The organism is Bradyrhizobium sp. MOS003 (assembly GCF_003020125.1).
GTDB lineage: Bacteria > Pseudomonadota > Alphaproteobacteria > Rhizobiales > Xanthobacteraceae > Bradyrhizobium.
Map to the genome: position 1 here is coordinate 56,904 of NZ_PYFW01000006.1, position 17,063 is coordinate 73,966.

Consider the following 17,063-nt stretch of genomic DNA (forward strand, 5'->3'; position numbering starts at 1 on the left):
TCAGACCTTATCGCGGCCGGTGAGGCCCGGGCAAGACACCTCCGCGAGATCAGGCGACGAAGCGTGGCTGTTCCGTCCCATTCCGGCCCGGCAACACCGCGCCAACCGCCAGAATGCTGTCCACGAAAACCCGGGCCGAGGCCTCCCAGGTGTAACTGGCGGCGAATTCGACGCAGTCCTGCCGGGGGACGTCGAGCGCCGCAAAGCAGGCGGTGCGGAGGTCGTGATCCAGCGCGCCGACCGGCGCATCGCCGATCACGTCGCGGGGGCCCTTCACCGGAAAGGCCGCGACCGGCAGGCCGCTCGCGAGCGCTTCGAGCAGCACCAGGCCGAACGTGTCGGTCTTGCTCGGGAATACGAACACATCGGCCGCCGCATAGATGTCGGCCAGTTCCTCCCCGTGCTTCTCGCCGAGGAAGATCGCGTCGGGATAGGCCTCTTCGAGCGAGGCGCGCGCGGGGCCATCGCCGACGATCACTTTGGTCCCGGGCAGATCCAGATCGAGGAAGGCCTCGAGATTCTTCTCCACCGCAACGCGGCCGACCGACAGGAACACCGGCGCCGGCAGGCAGAGGTCGATGGCGCGGGGGTGGAACAGATGGGTGTCGACACCGCGCGGCCACAGCACGACGTTACCGAAACCGCGCTCGGTCAGTTCGCAGGCAAGCGCGGGCGTCGCCGCCATCACAGCGCGGCTGGGCGCGTGGAAGCGGCGCAGCGCCCGCCAGATCAGCGATCCCGGCACCGGCACGCGAGCGCGGACATATTCGGGAAAGCGGGTGTGGAAGCTGGTCGTGAACGGCAGCTTGCGCTGGTGGCAATAGCGGCGGACCATCAGTCCGATCGGCCCTTCGGTCGCGATGTGGATGCTGTCCGGTTGCGCCTCCGCGATCAGCTTCGCAATTCGCGCCGGGCGGGGCATCGCCAGGCGCACGTCGCGATAGCTCGGCATCGCAAAGGTTCGGAACGATTGCGGCGTCAGGAATTCGAATTCGACGCCGAGGCTCTTTCCGGCGTCGGCAAGCTTGGTCAGCGTCCGAACCACACCGTTCACTTGCGGGTGCCAGGCGTCGGTCGCGACCAGGATGCGCATCAGGCGGTCTCCGTCATGCAGCTCTCGCTGCGACCTGCGGGACGGCTGCCGGCTTCTGCAAATGATCCGCCCAGGTGATGATCTCGAAATGACCGTCGTCGTGCTCGACCAATGCCGTGCAGCTCTCGACCCAGTCGCCGCAATTCATGTAGCGGATGCCGCCCTCGTCGCGGATCACGGCGTAATGGATGTGACCGCAGATCACGCCGTCGGCGTCGTGGCGTCGCGCCTCGGCGGCGAGCGCCTGCTCGAACGCGCCGATGTAATTGACGGCGTTCTTGACCTTCTGCTTGGCCCATTGCGACAGCGACCAATAGGGCACCTTGAACAGGCGCCGGAAGAAGTTGACGAAGCGATTCATCTGGATCGCGAAGTCGTAGGCCTTGTCGCCGAGATGGGCGAGCCAGCGCGCGTTCTGCACCACGAGATCGAAGATGTCGCCGTGGATGACGAGATAGCGCTTGCCGTCCACGCCGGTGTGGACGGTGTTCTCGACCACGTCGATGCCACCGAAATGCGTGCCGTAATAGTTGCGCAGGAACTCGTCGTGATTGCCGGGGATGTAAACGATCTTGGCGCCCTTGCGCGCCTTGCGCAGCAACTTCTGCACCAGGTCGTTGTGGGATTGCGGCCAGTTCCAGCTCGATTTCAGCGCCCAGCCATCGACGATGTCGCCGACCAGATAGATCGTGTCGGCATCATGGTGGCGCAGGAAATCGAGTAGAAGATCGGCTTGAGAACCGCGGGCTCCGAGATGAACGTCGGAGATGAACAACGTGCGAAAGCGCCGCTCCGGGCTCTCGTCACTCACATCGTAACTTCCCATGCGCCAGCCTGTAACAATGTCCCGTGACAGGGGGATGACCAATTGAACCCTTGAGGCACCTTCAGATACGAATCACGCCTTGCCTCGCCCTCACCGCGAATATCAGTCGCATGCGACAATCAGGCGACATGGCGCCGCAGGGGGCTCGCGGGAGGGAGGATGAACGAGCAGCGCGTCAGTAAAACTTGTGGAAATGATGGATCGGGCCGTGGCCGTGGCCGACGCTGAAGCGGTCGGCGGCTGCGATGGCCGCGCTGATCCAGGCCTTTGCGTTGCGCACGGCAGGCTCCAGACCCTCGCCCTTGGCCAGCCCCGCCGCGACCGCCGAGGACAGCGAGCAACCGGTGCCGTGGGTGTTGCGCGTGGCAACACGCGGCGCCGCGAGCGCGATTCCGCCTTCGGCCGTGACGAGATAGTCGGTGCTCTCGGCGCCCTCGCCGTGCCCGCCCTTGATCAGGACCGCGCGGCAGCCGAGCGCCAGCAGGCGCCGCCCCTGGCTTTCGATCCCGGCCTCGCTCACTGCGATCTCCTCGTCGAGCAAAGCCGCGGCTTCCGGCAGGTTGGGCGTGATCACTGAGGCCATCGGTATCAGCTTTGTGCGCAGAGCATCGACGGCCTCGGATGCGAGCAAGCGGTCGCCTGAGGTCGCCACCATGACGGGATCGAGCACGACATGCTTCGGCTTCCAGCGCGACAGCGCGGCCGCGATCGCGTCGATGCTGGCGACCTGGGCGACCATGCCGATTTTCACCGCGCCGACGTCGAGATCGGAGAACACCGCATCGATCTGCGCGGTGACGAATTCGGCCGGCACCGCCTGAATGCCGGTGACGCCGCGCGTGTTCTGCGCCGTCAGCGCCGTGATGGCGGAGGCTCCATAGACCCCGAGCGCGGCAAAGGTCTTCAGGTCGGCCTGAATGCCGGCGCCGCCGCTCGAATCGGAGCCGGCAATGGTGAGTGCGACCGGGGTCGTCATGGGCGGATTTTCCGCGTTTTCGGGGCCATGGTCCGTCCTACCGCGCGCGCCGGGTAACAAGCAAGTTCGCTTGCTAATTCCGGCCGGTTTTGGCCTATTAGCCGGAAGAATACGCTTTCGGAGTGCCCGCGATGGTTCCTTTTTTCGTCCAGATCAAATGCAAGCTAGGTCAGTCCTATACGGTCGCCAACGCGCTTGCCGAAGCCGAGATCGCGTCCGAAATCTACTCCACGGCCGGCCAATACGACCTTCTCGTGAAGTTCTACGTCGACAACGACACCGACATCGGCCATTTCGTCAACGAGAAGGTGCAGGTGCTGCCGGGCATCCAGGACACCCTCACCATCATCACCTTCAAGGCGTTTGGCGCCAGCTAGCCCGCAGCTAGCTCGCGTCCTTGCGCTTGGGCCGCGGCGGGCCGTCCACCGGCGGCAGCGATTTGAGGTAGTCCGCCATCGCCGCAAGATCCGCGTCGGACAATTGCGAGGTGTTCTTGATCACACGCGTCATCGCGCCGCCAACGCTGTCGCCGTCGGGCAATTCGCCGGTCTTGAGGAAATAGGCGATATCCTTCGCGCTCCACTCGCCGAGGCGCTTCTGCGTGATGTTGGGCACCCAGCCCTCGCCTTCCGGATTCGGCCCGCCGGCAAAGCGCTGGCTCGAGATGATGCCGCCGAGCGCGTTGCGTGGACTGTGGCATTCGGCGCAATGGCCGAAACTGTTGACGAGGTATGCGCCGCGATTGAATTGCGGCGACTTGCTGCCGTCGGCGACAAAAGGCTTGTCGTCCAGAAACAGGAATTTCCAGATGCCGATGTTACGCCGGATGTTGAAGGGAAAGCCGACGTCGTGGTCACGCACCTTGCCGGTCACCGGCGGCAGCGTCTTCAGATAAGCGAAGAGATCGAGTACGTCCTCGCGCCTGGCATGCTGGTACGACGTATAGGGGAAAGCGGGAAAATAATGCTGCCCGCCCGGCGAAACCCCGTGCATCACCGCGTTGACGAAGTCGGCGTCGGTCCATTTGCCGATACCGTCGTTCGGATCGGGCGAGATGTTCGGCGCGTAGAACGTTCCGAACGGCGACTTGATCGCGACGCCGCCGCCGAGCCTGACACGATCGGGCTGGTTCGGCGTGGCATGGCAGGACGCGCAGCCCCCGGCGTTGAACATCACCTCGCCGTTTGCAAGGTTGGCCACATGGCCCGGCGCATTGCCAGCGGCGGCCACCACCGCCGCGCTGAGCCACCAATAGACGCCGGCAGCAATGACCGCGGCGAGCAGCCCTGCGAGAATTGTTCGTTGCAACATGCCGATCCATTCACTCGTCGCGGCGAACCTAAGACCGATGTCGTCGCGGCTCCAGCCACGAAGAATTTAGCCCGCCCTGGCCTGAAACGGGAATAAACTGAAATGCCGGCTGTTGGAAGTTTGGCAACCCGAACGGGTTCAGCAGGGAGAATGTCATGAACAAGACCGTCATTGCCGCCATAGTGCTCGGTGCCGTTGCTTTCGCGAGCCCCGCCAGTGCCGAAAAGCTGAAGGCAACCCTCGACGGCAAGTCCGAGGTGCCGGCGACGACCAGCAGCGGCACCGGAACCGCCGATCTGAACTATGATGCCGCCAGCAAGAAGCTGTCGTGGACCGTCACTTATTCCGGGCTTTCCGGACCCGCCACCGCCGCGCATTTCCACGGGCCTGCCGAGGTTGGCAAGAACGCCGGCGTGGCCGTCGCGATCCCGAATGCGGCCGCAAGCCCGGTCAAGGGGGAGGCAACGCTCACGGATGCGCAGGCTGCCGATCTGCTCGGCGGCAAGTACTACATCAACATCCACACCGCGGCCAATCCGGGCGGCGAGATCCGCGGCCAGGTGACGAAGTAAGCCGCGACGCTGCTTCGTTGCGTGTAAGGCCGGGCGCAGGAGGGGGCGCCCGGCCTTTTCGATTCGATCGCGCCTAAGCCGCGTTCAGCGCCTGCGCGAGGTCGGCGATCAGATCGGAGGGGTTCTCGATGCCGATCGACAGCCGGATCGTGGAATCGAGCACGCCGATTTTCCGGCGGATGTCGGCGGGAACGCCGGAATGGGTCATGGTCGCGGGCAGGCTGGCGAGCGACTCGGTGCCACCGAGACTTACCGCCAGCTTGATGATCTGCAGCGCATTGAGGAATTTGACCGCAGCGTCCTTGCCGCCGACGATGTCGAACGCGAAGGTCGATCCCGCCCCCAGGCATTGCCGCGCGAACACACGGCCGGCGGGCGAGGCCTCCTCGTGATGACCGAGGTAGTGAACCTTGGCCACCTTCGGATGATCGCGCAGAAAGTCCGCAACGAGGCGCGCATTGCTGTTGGCCTTTTCCATGCGCAGGCTCAGTGTCTCCAGCGAGCGATTGATCATCCAGCAGGAATGCGGATCGAGCTGGGTGCCGATGGCGCCGCGCAGCGCCTTGATGCCCTTCATGATCGCCTTCGAGCCGAGCGCAGCGCCTGCGATCAGGTCGGAATGACCGCCCACATATTTCGTCAGCGAGTATAGGGAAATGTCCGCACCGTGCTCGATCGGCCGCTGAAACACCGGCCCGAGCAGCGTATTGTCGCAGGCGATGATCGGCGTGTCGCCTTGTGCCTTTCCGATGGAGTCGGCGATGCGGCGGATCATGGCGACATCGACCAGGCCGTTGGTCGGGTTGGCCGGGGTTTCGATCAGGATCATCGAAACACGGCCCTTGGCCATGGCCTCGTCCGCTGCCTGCTTGACGGCCGCCTCGTCGATCCCGTCGGCGAAGCCGACAGCGCCGATCGACAGACGCGAAAGCGTGTTTGTCAGCAGCGTCTCCGTCCCGCCATAGAGCGGCTGGGAGTGCAGGATGACGTCGCCCGGGCGGACAAAAGCCAGGATCGTGGTTGCGATCGCCGCCATGCCGGATGAGAACAGCGCGCAGCGCTCGGTGCGTTCGTAGATCGCGAGCCTGTCCTCGACGATCTCGCTGTTGGGATGATTGAAGCGCGAATAGACCAGGCCGGCGCCCATGCCTTCCGGCGGCTCGCGCCGGCCGGCGACGAAATCGAAGAAGTCCTGGCCGTCATCGGCGGTCTTGAACACGAAGGTGGACGTCAGGAACACCGGCGGCTTGATGGCGCCTTCCGACAGCTGCGGATCATAGCCATAGGTCAGCATCAGCGTTTCAGGGTGCAGCATGTGATTGCCGATATGCGTCTTCGACGGAAACGGTTTGACCATGGCCTGTCTCGCTGTTGATTGGGATCCTCGCCGCGCGCTGGAACTCCTGATGTCGTAAGACAGTAGGAACGAGATACGCCTTGTCGCATCAACGCCGCGGCCGTCGGTGCGAAGATAACCGCTCGGAGGGCGATCCGTCAGACCTTGCCAATCGAAAAAGGGCGGCTGCTTTCGCAACCGCCCCATTTTATGCCAGTAGCCTGGATGGAGCTTGCCCTCCCCCGGCTACAAAGGCCCCCCCTCAGCCGTTCTTGACGCGATAGGTCTCGTGGCAGCCGCCGCACTCCTTGCCGACCGCGGGGAAATTCGCCTTGAGCGAGTCCAGATCCTTGATCTTGCCCTTGGCCTCGCCGACGACCTTGGCGAAGCTCGCGATCTTGGCGTCGAAGCCGGCCTTGTCTTCCCAGACCTTCGGCGAGGTGCTGTAATCGCCCTCGGCCTTCATGCCCTTGGCGCTGGCCGGAAACAGGTTCGGCAGCTTCTTGGCAGTATCCTCGAACTGCGCCAACGCGCTGTCCACCGTGGCCTGGTCGTAGGGCTTCTCACCCTTGACCATCGCCGACACCGCGCCGGCGTTCTTGCCGTTGCCCTTCATGAGGGTCTGAACCTCCTTGACGGAGTCCTGTTGTGCCCAAACGGCGCCCATCCCGAGCAGCAGCGCGCCCCCAACAACCAACACTCGCTTCATTCGCAAAATCCCTTTCCTTGATGTCAGGATCGTGCCGACCCTTATGGGCCAACACCGTTTGGCAGATTTCATTCCATCCCGAGCGCGACGATAAATCGTCGCACTCTGGATAATGGTTGGGCAAACGTGTCCGGCGTTTGCCTCCCATTCCAGGTCGGCTTGATATTACAGGCTGTGGCGGCGATGGTGCTCGTTGATGGCGATCCACACCCGCTCAGGCGTTGCCGGCATGTCGATGTGGTCGATCTTGTATTCGCGCCAGAGCGCATCGACGATGGCGTTGACGATGGCCGGACAGGAACCGATCGCGCCGGCCTCGCCGGCCCCCTTCACGCCCATCGGATTGGTCTTGCAGGGGACGTTGGCGGTTTCGAATACGAAGGCCGGCCCGTCCGCCGCCCGCGGCAGCGCGTAGTCCATGAAGGTCGCGGTGATCAGCTGGCCGTCATTGGGCCCGTAGACCACCTGCTCCATCAGGGCCTGGCCGATGCCCTGCATGGCACCGCCATGCACCTGGCCCGCGAGCAGCAGCGGATTGAGCGTCTTGCCGAAATCATCGACGATCACGTAGTTGACGATCTTGATGATGCCCGTGGCCGGATCGATCTCGACCTCCGCAACATGCGTGCCGTTGGGATAGGTGCCGTCGGCGCTGGCGAAGGTCGCGCTGGCATTGAGCTTCGACGGATCGGCGCCCGGCCGCTTGGCGAGATCGGCGAACGAGATCGAACGGTCGGTGCCGGCGATCCGCACCACGCCTTCCGCGATCTCGAGGTCGCCGGCACCCGCCTCCAGTGCCTGCGCCGCGATCTCCTTGAGCTTCTGCCCGAGCTCGCGCGTGGCGCGCTCGACGCTGACGCCGCCAGAGGGAATCGAGGCCGAGCCGCCGGTGCCGAGGCCCGTGGCGATCATGTCGGTATCGCCCTGGTGGACGTGCACGCGCTCGGGCGCCACGCCGAACTGTTCGGCCACGATCTGCGCGTAAGCGGTCTGGTGGCCCTGCCCGCTCGACTGCGTGCCGATCAGGACGGTGATGTCACCATTGGGGTCCATCCGCACATTGGCGGTCTCCTCGCCCATGGTGCCGCAAACCTCGACATAGCTCGCGAGCCCAATGCCGCGGATCAGGCCGCCCTTCTTGGCCGCCTTGGCCCGCTTGGGAAACTCCTTCCACTCCGCGATCTCCATCGCGCGCTTCAGATGCGCGGCGAAATCGCCGGAATCGTAGACCTTGCCGGTCGCGGTCTTGTAGGGAAGCGCCTTCGGCGGGATGAAGTTCTTGCGACGGACCGCGTCCGGCATCATGTCGAGTTTTCGCGCGCAGGCGTCGACGAGGCGCTCGATGACGTAGGCGGCTTCCGGCCGGCCCGCACCGCGATAGGCGTCAACCGGCACGCTGTTGGTGAAGATCGTGCGGACGCGGCAATGGAACGCCTGGATGTCGTAAAGGCCCGGCAGCATGCCGGCGCCGCCATGGGGAATGTAGGGCCCGAAGGTCGAGAGATAGGCGCCCATGTCGCCCATCAGGTCGCAATCCATCGCGAGGAATTTGCCGTCCTCGGCCAGCGCCATCTTCGCGGTGGTGACGTTGTCGCGGCCCTGCGCGTCGCCCATGAAATGCTCGGTGCGGTCGGCCGCCCATTTCACCGTTTTCTTCAGTTGCTTCGCGGCGACCGCCACCAAGGCGTATTCCCGATAGGGAAACAGCTTCGTGCCGAACCCGCCGCCGACATCGGGGCAGATCACCCGCATCTTCTCGGTCGGGATCTTGAGCACGTTCTGGCACAGGATGTCGCGCAGCCGATGGCTGCCCTGGCTGCCGATCGTCAGCGTCAGGTGATCATTCTTGGAATCGTATTCGCAGACCGCGGCGCGGGTCTCCATGAAGCTTGCGACCACGCGCGGGTTGACGATGGCGATTTCGGCCACCGCATGCGCCTTGGCGAAGGCGGCTTCGGTCGCGGCCTTGTCGCCGATCGAGACGTCGAACAACACATTGCCTGGTTTGTCGGGCCAGACCTGCGGCGCCCCCTTCTTGACGGCGTTGACGACGCCGGTCACGGCCGGCAGCGGGCTCCATTTGACCTCGATCGCCTCGATCGCGTCGCGGGCCTGGTCGATGGTCTCCGCGACGACAAAGGCGATGGAATCGCCGACATGGCGAACCTCGCCCTTGGCGAGGATCGGGTATGGCGGGCCTTTGAACGGGTCGGTCTCGAGATTGAACAGGCAGGGCAGATCGCCGAGATCCTTGACGTCATCGGCGGTCAGGATCAGCGCAACGCCGGGCAGCGTGCGGGCGCGGCTGGCATCGATGGTGAACTTGGCATGCGCGTGCGGCGAGCGCAGCATCAGGCAGCGGAGCGCGGCCTGCGGCGCATAGTCGTCGGTATAGCGGCCCTTGCCGCGGATGAGCGCGTCATCCTCCTTGCGCAGCACGCTTTGGCCAACGCCGAACTTGATGGGAGCCGCCATTGTATTGTCCCGTCCTATGGTTGTTTTGCCGGCATATTGCCGTGGAAAAACTGGCAAGGCAAACGGGTTTGTCGGTGCCGGACATGCCCCTTGGGGCGCGGCTCCTTGTCCCGAGACCGCCGCGTAGGAACAAATCCTCCAGCGCAGGCTTTGTGTTGCGGAGACGGAATCCGGAGCGGGACAGTCACCAGCGCGGCCATACGGCCTAATTCCCGTGCGGCCGCGTTACGCTCTCAACCAACGAGTGGACCCATGCCGAGCCCGACCCAAGAGCAGATCAGTATTCGCGCACATGAATTGTGGGAGGCCGCCGGACACCCCGCGGGCCGCGAGGACGAATTCTGGCACGAAGCCGAACGCGAATTGAAGGACGGCGCCACGAACAATCCCGACGAGAAGTCCGAGACGTTTCTCGAGTAGCAGGCTGGGCCAAAGACAAGCGGCCGCGCCGACGCCGCCTGCCTCAAGGCGCACGTCCTTCGCGCGTGGTTGATCATCTACATACCGCCACGGTTCAAAAGATAGCGCGTGCGATCTCGCATCCTATCGATGGCGCGTTCAGGCGCGATGCAGTCGATCTCGCCGCGGGTCAAGCCGATATCCATCAGCTCCCTGTCGCTGAGATCCTGCAAGGCGACCCGCGAGCGCGGGCGCCGCTCTTGAAACGCGTGCCAGTATCGCCTGAGCAGGCTCAGGACGACGGAGAGGTCGACGCGAAGCCTCGCGGCATCGCGCTCCGTCGCGGCTGTGATGTCGGTCTGTTGGGGTGGCATCGGACGCTCCTGCTGTTGAGCCGGCAGGGAGCGTGGCCAAACAAAAGGCCCCGTCCGATGCCGGCGGGGCCTGGTGGAAAAGATGTCGTCGTCGAATTGCTAGCGCACGACTCCTCCCAGGGCCCAGCCGAAGCGGGTCATGTGGTTGCGGTTGAGTTTGCGCGAGCATTTAATCATGCCGCCTCCGTAGCACGGCGATCGCGCGAAATCAATAGATGTGCGAATGTCGGATGCACCCTGCGGGCGAACCTCTCGTGCGCAGGCGCTTTCCGAGGCTCGGCGGACATGCCCCGTACTTTTGAGTAGAGCTCTGCGCGCGCTCTCCTAGCCGCGCACCAGCGAGACCAGCCAGCGGCGACCGAACAGGATGAGGATCGCGAGCACGTAGACGATCGTGCCGCCGACGGCGAGCAGCCCCAGCATCACTTCGTCCCGGAAGTGCATCGCACCCAGCCAAGAGCCGCTGAAGCGCGCGATCAGCCAGAACGCCACCGCCAGAATGATCCCGGTCAGCAGGAATTTGGCGAGCGACATCAGCCAGGCGCGGTCCAGCACGAGAAAGCCGCGGCGCACCGCGAAGAACAGCACCAGCAAGAGGTTGGTCCAGACGCCGACGGCGGTTGCGAGCGCGAGGCCGATCTGGGCCAGCGATCCCATCAAGGCGACCTTCAGCGCGACGTTGACGGCGATGCCGGTCAGCGACGCCCGCACCGGCGTCGCCGTATCCTTGCGCGCGTAGAAGGTCGCGACTGCGCTGCGGATTAATACGAAGGGGATCAGGCCGATCGCGTAGGCCGCGAGAGTGGCGCCGGCGGCGGCCGCATCGGCCTTCGAGAAGGCGCCGCGGGCGAACAAAGCGCGCATGATCTCGTCGGGCACGGTCAGGAAGGCCGCGACGAACGGGATCGAGAACAGCAGCGTGAAATCGAAGGCGCGGCGCTGCGCCTTCATCGCGCCGTCAAGGTCGTTCGCCGTGATCCGACGCGACATCTCCGGCAGCAGCACCGTGCCGATGGCGATGCCGATCACGCCGATCGGCAGCTGGTTGAGGCGGTCGGCGTAATACAGCGCCGACAGCGCGCCTGCGGGCAGGAAGGTCGCGATGATGGTGTCGGCGAACAGCGCGACCTGCGTGCCCATCGAGCCAAGCGTCGCCGGGCCCAGCGCTTTGAAGAAGCCGCGGACGTCCTCGTCGAGCTTGAGCGGCGCAAAGCGCGGCAGGCCACCATGTCGGGCCAGATCGCCGGCGAGCAGGAAATATTGCAGGAAACCTGAAATGAGGACGCCCCATGCCGCGGCATGGCCCGCGGTCGGAAACCAGACCGCCACCGCCAGCGTCATCATCATGGCAACGTTGAGGAAGATCGAGGCTGCCGCGGCGCTGGCAAAGCGCTGCATCACGTTGAGCATGCCGCCATAGAGCGTCACCAGCGTGATCAGCAGCAGATAGGGAAAGGTGATCCGGGTCAGCTCGATCGCGAGCTTGCGCTGCTCGGCATCGTCGGAAAAGCCCGGCGCGAGGATGCTCATGGCCTGCGGCATGAAGAGCCAGGCGACCACCAGCAGCACCACTTGCGAAGCCAGCAGCAGCGTGAAGATGCGGTCGGCAAACAGATGTGCCGCCGCCTCCCCCTTCTCGCCATGGACATGCGCATAGGCCGGCACCCAGGCGGCGTTGAAGGCGCCCTCGGCGAAGATCGCGCGGAAATGATTGGGCAGCCGCAGCGCCACGAAAAAGGCGTCGGCCACGGGGCCGGCGCCGAGGATCGCCGCGAGCATGATGTCGCGGGCAAACCCCGTCAGCCGCGAGAGCAGCGTGTAGCCGCCAACCGTGAAGATGCGTCCGAGCATGCGGATGTTTTAGAGCATCGCAGGATCAGGTCTAGGTGCAAACCGCGACGGTGGTCTGCTCCCTCCCCCGCTCGTGGGGGAGAGTTGGGGAGAGGGTGTCTCCGCAACAGGACAATCCCCAAAAGGAGAGAGCCATCACCCGCGCCTTCGGCGCGACCTCTCCCGCAAGCGGGAGAGGTTAAGCAAGCTCAGCCCGCCAGCGCACCTTGGACGGCGGCGATGATTCGCTCCTGATCGGCTTCGGTCAAATAGGCGTGCATCGGCAGGCTGATGACGTCCTGCGACAGGCTCTCGCAACCCGGCAGGCCGCCCTCGGCGACCGGATATTGCTTGTAGGCGGTCTGCTGATGCATCGACTTGCCGTAATAGATCGCGGTCGGCACGCCCTGGGCTTTCAGGGCGGTAGCGAAGCCGTCGCGGTCGGTAGCTTTGGGAAGACGGATCGTGTACTGCGCCCAGACCGAGGTATTGCCAGGGCTGAGGCGCGGCACGGTCACGACATTGGACAGGCCCCGGGCATAGCGTTCCGCAACCTTGTTGCGGGCGGCGATCTCGTCGTCGAAGATCTTAAGCTTCTCGATCAGGATCGCGGCCTGCATGGTGTCGAGCCGGCCGGTGAGGCCGAGGCGGACGTTGTCGTATTTGTCGACGCCCTGCCCGTGCACGCGGATGCTGCGCAGCGTCGCCGCGAGTTCGTCGTCATCGGTGAAGATCGCGCCGCCGTCGCCGAAGCAGCCCAGCGGCTTGGCCGGGAAGAAGCTGGTTGCGGTGGCGAGCCCGAAGGTGCCGAGCTTGCGGCCCTTGTAGCTCGCGCCAAAGCCTTGCGCGGCGTCGTCGAGCACAAACAGGCCCTCGGCCTTGGCGATCTCCGCGATCGCATCGTGATCGGCGGGCTGGCCGAACAGATCGACCGGAATGACCGCGACCGGCTTGAGGCCGGCCTCGCGCGCAGTTGCGATGCCGCGCTTGAGCGACTCCGGGCTCATGTTGAAGGTGGTCTCGTCGACGTCGACGTAGACAGGCGTCGCGCCGGTCCGCGCCACCGGCGAGGCCGTCGCGATGAAGGTGAAGGACGGACAGAACACGGCATCGCCGGGCCCAACGTTCTTCGCCATCATCACCATCAGGATCGCATCGGTGCCGCTGGCGCAGCCGATCACGTGCTTGGCACCGCTATAGGCCGCGAGCTGCTTCTCGAGCTCGGCGACTTCAGGACCATTGACGAACTGGCAATGGTCCATCACGCGCTTGACCGCGGCATCCAGCGAGGCGCCGAGCCGGCGGCGCTGCGAGGCGACGTCGATGAAGGGAATGGGTTCGGAACGCAGATGCTGGTTCATCGTCTGGTTCTTGGCGCCTTGCTGGTTTTGAACGGTCGACATGGAAAGGGATCAGCCGGCGACGCGGCGCGGCCCCTTGAGGGCGGGCGATTTGGCCGCAGGCCGTGACGGCGTCTCCAGGCACTGCGTCGCGATCTCGAGGCTGGCAACGCCTTCGTCGCCCGTGACTGCCGGCGTCTCGCCGTTGCGCACCGCCTTGAGGAACGCGATCAGTTCGGCACGCAGCGGCTCGTCATGGCCGACCGGCAAATGCCGCATCGAATAGCTGCCGTCAGGCTTGAAGCCGAAGCATTCGGTGACCTGGCGCGTGAGCAGATCGCCCATCACGTATTTGCCGCGGGTCGCGACCGTGACGCTGCGCGCCTTGAACGGGGTCAGCCAGTTGGTGTTGATGTGCGCGAGCACGCCGTTGGCGGTGCGGAACTGCAACAGCGCGATGTCTTCGCGCTCTGCGACCGCGCTCGACAATTGCGGCTGCACCTCGACGATGTCGGATTCGGTGAACCAGCGGATCAGATCGATGTCGTGCACGGCGAGGTCGATCACGACGCCGACATTGGACATGCGCGGCGGAAACGGGCCGACACGCGTGATCGCGATAGAGAGGATGTCCTCGCCCGCGATCGCCTGCTTGACGGCGACGACCGCCGGATTGAAGCGCTCGACATGGCCGACCATCAGCGTGACGCCGGCCTTGTGCGCGGCAGCGACGATCTCGCGGCCCTCCTCCACGGTAGATGCGATCGGCTTCTCGACGAGAACATGGATGTTCTTGGCGATGCAGGCGAGCGCGACTTCGTGATGCAGATGGGTGGGAGCCGCGATGGTGACGGCGTCGACGCCTTCGGCGAGCAGCTGGTCGAGGGTCTCGAAGCTTGCGCAATTGGCCAGTTCCGTCGCGCGTGTGCGATGCGCCGACGACGGATCGACGACGCCGACGAGGCTGACGCCGGGAAGACCCGCAAGCACGCGCGCGTGGTTGCTCCCCATCACGCCAGCGCCAATGACGCCGACGCGCAAGCCGACCTTTGCCGGTGCAGATCCGTTGGAACTCATCTGAGCAAACCCCGATTCAACCGCAAATCCCCGGCGCGCTTCTAGCACGGGCGCCACATTTGTGGCGAATGCCGCCTTGGCGGCCCGGACACGATTTGATTCAAAAAGTTACACGTTCCCCGGGCCTTAAGCCGAAAATATCGCCTGTTTGGCCCGGGTCGCGTGATTCGGAGTTTGCTGGTTACGACCTTTGGTAGTCGTCTTCAATCCGGATGATGTCGTCTTCCCCGAGATAGCTTCCAGTCTGGACCTCGATCAGTTCCAGCATGATTTTACCGGGGTTCTCCATACGATGGACGGCGCCCATCGGGATGTAGATCGACTCGTTCTCGTGCACCATTTTCACGGTCTCATCGACCGTAACCTGCGCCGTGCCGCGGACAACGATCCAGTGCTCGGCGCGATGATGGTGCTTCTGCAGCGACAGCCGCCCGCCCGGCTTCACCACGATGCGCTTGACCTGATGACGCTCGCCATTGTCGACCGACTGGTAGCTGCCCCAGGGGCGGTGCACCTTCAGATGTTCCTCGGTGACCTTCGGCGCGACCGTCTTCAGCTTGGTGACCAGACGCTTCAGGCCGTTGGCATCCTTCTGGCGCGAGACCAGCACCGCGTCCGCGGTTGCAACCACGATGAGATCGTCGACGCCTTCGAGCGCGACCAGCGCGGAATCGGTGGTGACGTTGCAATTGCGGGAATCCTCGAACACCGCGCTGCCGTGCGACGCGTTGCCTTGCGCGTCCTTGTCGGAGAGCTCCCACACCGCGTGCCAGGAGCCGACATCGGACCAGCCGCACGACACCGGCACGACCGCTGCGCGCGAGGTCTTCTCCATCACCGCATAATCGATCGAGATCGCCTTGGCCGCGCCGAATGCCTCCGGCTCCAGCGTGACGAAGCCGAGATCGCGGCCGGCATTGTTGACCGCGCTGGTGACAGCCTCGACGCTCGCGGCATCGACCTTGCGATATTCGTCGAGCAGCACGCTCGCCGGGAACATGAAATTGCCGCTGTTCCAGAGATAGCCCGAATTGACGTAATCGGAGGCCTTCACCGCGTCCGGCTTCTCGACGAAGCGCGCGACCGCATGCACCTCGCCGGAGATCACCTCGCCCGGGTTGATGTAGCCGTATTCGGTCGCCGGCCGCTCGGGCTTGACGCCGAAGGTGACGATGCGCCCGGTGCTCGCGGCATTGAGGCCCTGGCGGCAGGCGGCGACGAACGCGGGATTGTCCTGCACGACGTGATCGGCGGCGAGCGCGAGCACGATGGCGTCACTGGCGCGGTTCTGCGCGAACACCGCGCCGGCCGCGATGGCCGGTCCGGAATCGCGCCGCATCGGCTCGAGGATCACGTCGGCCTCGATGCCGATCTCCGCGAGTTGCTCCAGCACCATGAAGCGATAGGACGCGTTGGTGATGACGATGGGCCGGTCGAACAGGGAGGGATCGGAGACGCGTAGCAGCGTGTCCTGGAAGGTCGAGCGCGTGCCGAACAGCGGCAGGAACTGTTTTGGCCGCACCTCGCGCGAAGCCGGCCACAGCCGCGTGCCGGCGCCGCCGCACATGATCAGGGGGATAATGCGTTTGTCCATCGTCATCTCAAACCTTGAAGTAGTCCCGATACCAGGTGACAAAATTGTGGACCCCATGCTCGATCGGCGTTGACGGTGCAAAGCCGGTGTCGCGCATCAGGTCCTCGACATCCGCGAACGTTTCCAGCACATCTCCCGGCTGCATCGGCAGCAATTCTTTGATCGCCGTCCGGCCCAGCTCCCGCTCCAGAAGACCGACGACGTGCATCAGTTCCTCTGGACGGTGATTGCCGACATTGTAGAGCTTAAACGGCGCATTTGCGGCAGCCGGATCGTCCGCAGGCACAAGATTGATCAGCTTGGATACTACACGCTTGACATCATCGACATAGGTGAAGTCGCGACGCATTCGGCCATGGTTAAACAGCCGGATCGACTTGCCCGCCATGATGGCGTTTACGAACAGAAACATGGCCATGTCGGGCCGTCCCCATGGCCCGTAGATGGTAAAGAAGCGCAGGCCCGTGACCGGCAGGCGATAGAGATGACTGTAGGACTGCGCCATCACCTCGTTCGCCTTCTTGGTCGCGGCGTAGAAGCTCACGGGATGATCGGTGCGGTCCGCAACCGCAAATGGCATTTTTGTGTTGGCGCCGTAAACGGAGGATGACGAGGCGTAGACGAGATGACGACAGCCGTTGTTGCGGCAGCCCTCGAGCACGTTGAGAAAGCCCACCAGATTGGAATCGACATAGGCGTGCGGCTGCTCGATCGAGTAGCGCACGCCGGCCTGTGCCGCCAGATGCACGACCTCCGTAAAACGATGCCGCGCAAACAGCGCCGCCATCGTCTCGCGGTCGGCAAGATCGGCCTCGACGAAGGAGAAACGGGGCGAGCCCTGCAGCAGCGCCAGACGCGCCCGCTTCAGTGCCGGATCGTAATAGGCGTTGAGATTGTCGAGCCCGACGACGGACCGGCCCTCGCCCAGGAGCTGCCGGGCGACGTGGAAGCCGATGAAGCCGGCGGCCCCGGTTACCAAAATTGCCTGATCCGTCATCCTGTTCCCTGGAGATCCCTCGCCCGATCCTGTTTAGCCGTCCGTTCGAGGGGGGCACAATAGGTCGCCATGGCTCAAGCGCCCCATAACGTCCCTCCGCGAGGGCTCACGAGCGCCTCTCACGACGGCTATTGCAAGATCGGCGCCAAAACCA

The 17,063-nt window shown here is 64.4% G+C and carries 16 protein-coding genes; 3 read left to right on the forward strand and 13 right to left on the reverse strand.

All coding sequences use genetic code 11. From position 1 onward, the window contains the following. Window positions 1-49 precede the first annotated feature (49 nt). From C7G42_RS24505 to thiD, 3 genes are all read right to left on the reverse strand, one after another. On the reverse strand, window positions 50-1,093 hold the full coding sequence (locus C7G42_RS24505; protein WP_106951515.1) for a glycosyltransferase family 4 protein: 1,044 nt from the start codon (window positions 1,091-1,093) through the stop codon (window positions 50-52). Window positions 1,094-1,106: 13 nt separating this feature from the next. Then, on the reverse strand, window positions 1,107-1,919 hold the full coding sequence (locus C7G42_RS24510) for a UDP-2,3-diacylglucosamine diphosphatase (protein WP_106951516.1): 813 nt from the start codon (window positions 1,917-1,919) through the stop codon (window positions 1,107-1,109). A 175-nt stretch (window positions 1,920-2,094) separates the two neighbouring features. Further along, window positions 2,095-2,895 (reverse strand): bifunctional hydroxymethylpyrimidine kinase/phosphomethylpyrimidine kinase, encoded by an 801-nt coding sequence (gene thiD, locus C7G42_RS24515; protein WP_106951517.1) that lies wholly within the window; start codon window positions 2,893-2,895, stop codon window positions 2,095-2,097. Window positions 2,896-3,026: 131 nt separating this feature from the next. Between thiD and C7G42_RS24520 the strand changes: the two genes are divergently transcribed. Then, window positions 3,027-3,272, forward strand: coding sequence for an Lrp/AsnC ligand binding domain-containing protein (locus C7G42_RS24520; RefSeq protein ID WP_106951518.1), 246 nt, complete (start codon window positions 3,027-3,029; stop codon window positions 3,270-3,272). A gap of 7 nt (window positions 3,273-3,279) precedes the next feature. Here C7G42_RS24520 and C7G42_RS24525 read toward each other — a convergent pair whose 3' ends face one another. Then, entirely contained in the window at window positions 3,280-4,206 is a 927-nt protein-coding gene (locus C7G42_RS24525; RefSeq protein ID WP_106951519.1) for a c-type cytochrome, read from the reverse strand. Window positions 4,207-4,361: 155 nt separating this feature from the next. Between C7G42_RS24525 and C7G42_RS24530 the strand changes: the two genes are divergently transcribed. Next, window positions 4,362-4,778 (forward strand): CHRD domain-containing protein, encoded by a 417-nt coding sequence (locus C7G42_RS24530; protein ID WP_106951520.1) that lies wholly within the window; start codon window positions 4,362-4,364, stop codon window positions 4,776-4,778. Window positions 4,779-4,851: 73 nt separating this feature from the next. Here the strand turns inward: C7G42_RS24530 and C7G42_RS24535 are convergent, their stop codons facing one another. The 3 genes from C7G42_RS24535 to C7G42_RS24545 form a co-directional block, all read right to left on the reverse strand. Continuing rightward, window positions 4,852-6,135, reverse strand: coding sequence for a cystathionine gamma-synthase family protein (locus tag C7G42_RS24535; protein ID WP_106951521.1), 1,284 nt, complete (start codon window positions 6,133-6,135; stop codon window positions 4,852-4,854). A gap of 241 nt (window positions 6,136-6,376) precedes the next feature. Continuing rightward, the gene (locus tag C7G42_RS24540; protein WP_106951522.1) at window positions 6,377-6,823 is read right to left on the reverse strand and encodes a c-type cytochrome; all 447 of its coding nucleotides are present in this window, start codon (window positions 6,821-6,823) and stop codon (window positions 6,377-6,379) included. 165 nt (window positions 6,824-6,988) lie between these two features. Next, entirely contained in the window at window positions 6,989-9,298 is a 2,310-nt protein-coding gene (locus C7G42_RS24545) for a xanthine dehydrogenase family protein molybdopterin-binding subunit (protein ID WP_106951523.1), read from the reverse strand. A 252-nt stretch (window positions 9,299-9,550) separates the two neighbouring features. Between C7G42_RS24545 and C7G42_RS24550 the strand changes: the two genes are divergently transcribed. Beyond that, complete coding sequence (locus tag C7G42_RS24550; RefSeq protein WP_106951524.1) at window positions 9,551-9,718, forward strand: DUF2934 domain-containing protein; 168 nt, start codon at window positions 9,551-9,553, stop codon at window positions 9,716-9,718. Between the two features lie 77 nt (window positions 9,719-9,795). On the opposite strand, the gene C7G42_RS24555 is transcribed toward C7G42_RS24550, so the two are convergent. From C7G42_RS24555 to C7G42_RS24585, 6 genes are all read right to left on the reverse strand, one after another. Further along, window positions 9,796-10,071 carry a DUF1127 domain-containing protein gene (locus C7G42_RS24555; RefSeq protein ID WP_106951525.1) on the reverse strand — a complete coding sequence of 92 codons (276 nt, stop codon included), beginning with the start codon at window positions 10,069-10,071 and terminating at the stop codon, window positions 9,796-9,798. A gap of 324 nt (window positions 10,072-10,395) precedes the next feature. Continuing rightward, window positions 10,396-11,922 carry a murein biosynthesis integral membrane protein MurJ gene (gene murJ, locus C7G42_RS24560; RefSeq protein WP_106951526.1) on the reverse strand — a complete coding sequence of 509 codons (1,527 nt, stop codon included), beginning with the start codon at window positions 11,920-11,922 and terminating at the stop codon, window positions 10,396-10,398. A gap of 188 nt (window positions 11,923-12,110) precedes the next feature. Continuing rightward, window positions 12,111-13,262 (reverse strand): DegT/DnrJ/EryC1/StrS family aminotransferase, encoded by a 1,152-nt coding sequence (locus C7G42_RS24570; RefSeq protein WP_199581139.1) that lies wholly within the window; start codon window positions 13,260-13,262, stop codon window positions 12,111-12,113. Window positions 13,263-13,313: 51 nt separating this feature from the next. Beyond that, window positions 13,314-14,318, reverse strand: a complete 1,005-nt coding sequence (locus C7G42_RS24575) for a Gfo/Idh/MocA family protein (protein ID WP_106951529.1) — start codon at window positions 14,316-14,318, stop codon at window positions 13,314-13,316. A 181-nt stretch (window positions 14,319-14,499) separates the two neighbouring features. Then, window positions 14,500-15,912, reverse strand: coding sequence for a mannose-1-phosphate guanylyltransferase/mannose-6-phosphate isomerase (locus tag C7G42_RS24580; RefSeq protein WP_199581116.1), 1,413 nt, complete (start codon window positions 15,910-15,912; stop codon window positions 14,500-14,502). Between the two features lie 7 nt (window positions 15,913-15,919). Continuing rightward, window positions 15,920-16,909, reverse strand: a complete 990-nt coding sequence (locus C7G42_RS24585) for an NAD-dependent epimerase (protein ID WP_106951531.1) — start codon at window positions 16,907-16,909, stop codon at window positions 15,920-15,922. Window positions 16,910-17,063: the final 154 nt, after the last annotated feature.

Bases quoted from the DNA above. Each gene is read 5' to 3' on its own strand.
- murJ (WP_106951526.1), bottom strand. From the start codon at position 11,922: ATGCTCGGACGCATCTTCACGGTTGGCGGCTACACGCTGCTCTCGCGG.
- C7G42_RS24530 (WP_106951520.1), top strand. From the start codon at position 4,362: ATGAACAAGACCGTCATTGCCGCCATAGTGCTCGGTGCCGTTGCTTTC.
- C7G42_RS24510 (WP_106951516.1), bottom strand. From the start codon at position 1,919: ATGGGAAGTTACGATGTGAGTGACGAGAGCCCGGAGCGGCGCTTTCGC.
- C7G42_RS24535 (WP_106951521.1), bottom strand. From the start codon at position 6,135: ATGGTCAAACCGTTTCCGTCGAAGACGCATATCGGCAATCACATGCTG.
- C7G42_RS24545 (WP_106951523.1), bottom strand. From the start codon at position 9,298: ATGGCGGCTCCCATCAAGTTCGGCGTTGGCCAAAGCGTGCTGCGCAAG.
- thiD (WP_106951517.1), bottom strand. From the start codon at position 2,895: ATGACGACCCCGGTCGCACTCACCATTGCCGGCTCCGATTCGAGCGGC.
- C7G42_RS24550 (WP_106951524.1), top strand. From the start codon at position 9,551: ATGCCGAGCCCGACCCAAGAGCAGATCAGTATTCGCGCACATGAATTG.
- C7G42_RS24520 (WP_106951518.1), top strand. From the start codon at position 3,027: ATGGTTCCTTTTTTCGTCCAGATCAAATGCAAGCTAGGTCAGTCCTAT.
- C7G42_RS24580 (WP_199581116.1), bottom strand. From the start codon at position 15,912: ATGGACAAACGCATTATCCCCCTGATCATGTGCGGCGGCGCCGGCACG.
- C7G42_RS24525 (WP_106951519.1), bottom strand. From the start codon at position 4,206: ATGTTGCAACGAACAATTCTCGCAGGGCTGCTCGCCGCGGTCATTGCT.
- C7G42_RS24570 (WP_199581139.1), bottom strand. From the start codon at position 13,262: ATGAACCAGCATCTGCGTTCCGAACCCATTCCCTTCATCGACGTCGCC.
- C7G42_RS24505 (WP_106951515.1), bottom strand. From the start codon at position 1,093: ATGCGCATCCTGGTCGCGACCGACGCCTGGCACCCGCAAGTGAACGGT.
- C7G42_RS24555 (WP_106951525.1), bottom strand. From the start codon at position 10,071: ATGCCACCCCAACAGACCGACATCACAGCCGCGACGGAGCGCGATGCC.
- C7G42_RS24540 (WP_106951522.1), bottom strand. From the start codon at position 6,823: ATGAAGCGAGTGTTGGTTGTTGGGGGCGCGCTGCTGCTCGGGATGGGC.
- C7G42_RS24575 (WP_106951529.1), bottom strand. From the start codon at position 14,318: ATGAGTTCCAACGGATCTGCACCGGCAAAGGTCGGCTTGCGCGTCGGC.
- C7G42_RS24585 (WP_106951531.1), bottom strand. From the start codon at position 16,909: ATGACGGATCAGGCAATTTTGGTAACCGGGGCCGCCGGCTTCATCGGC.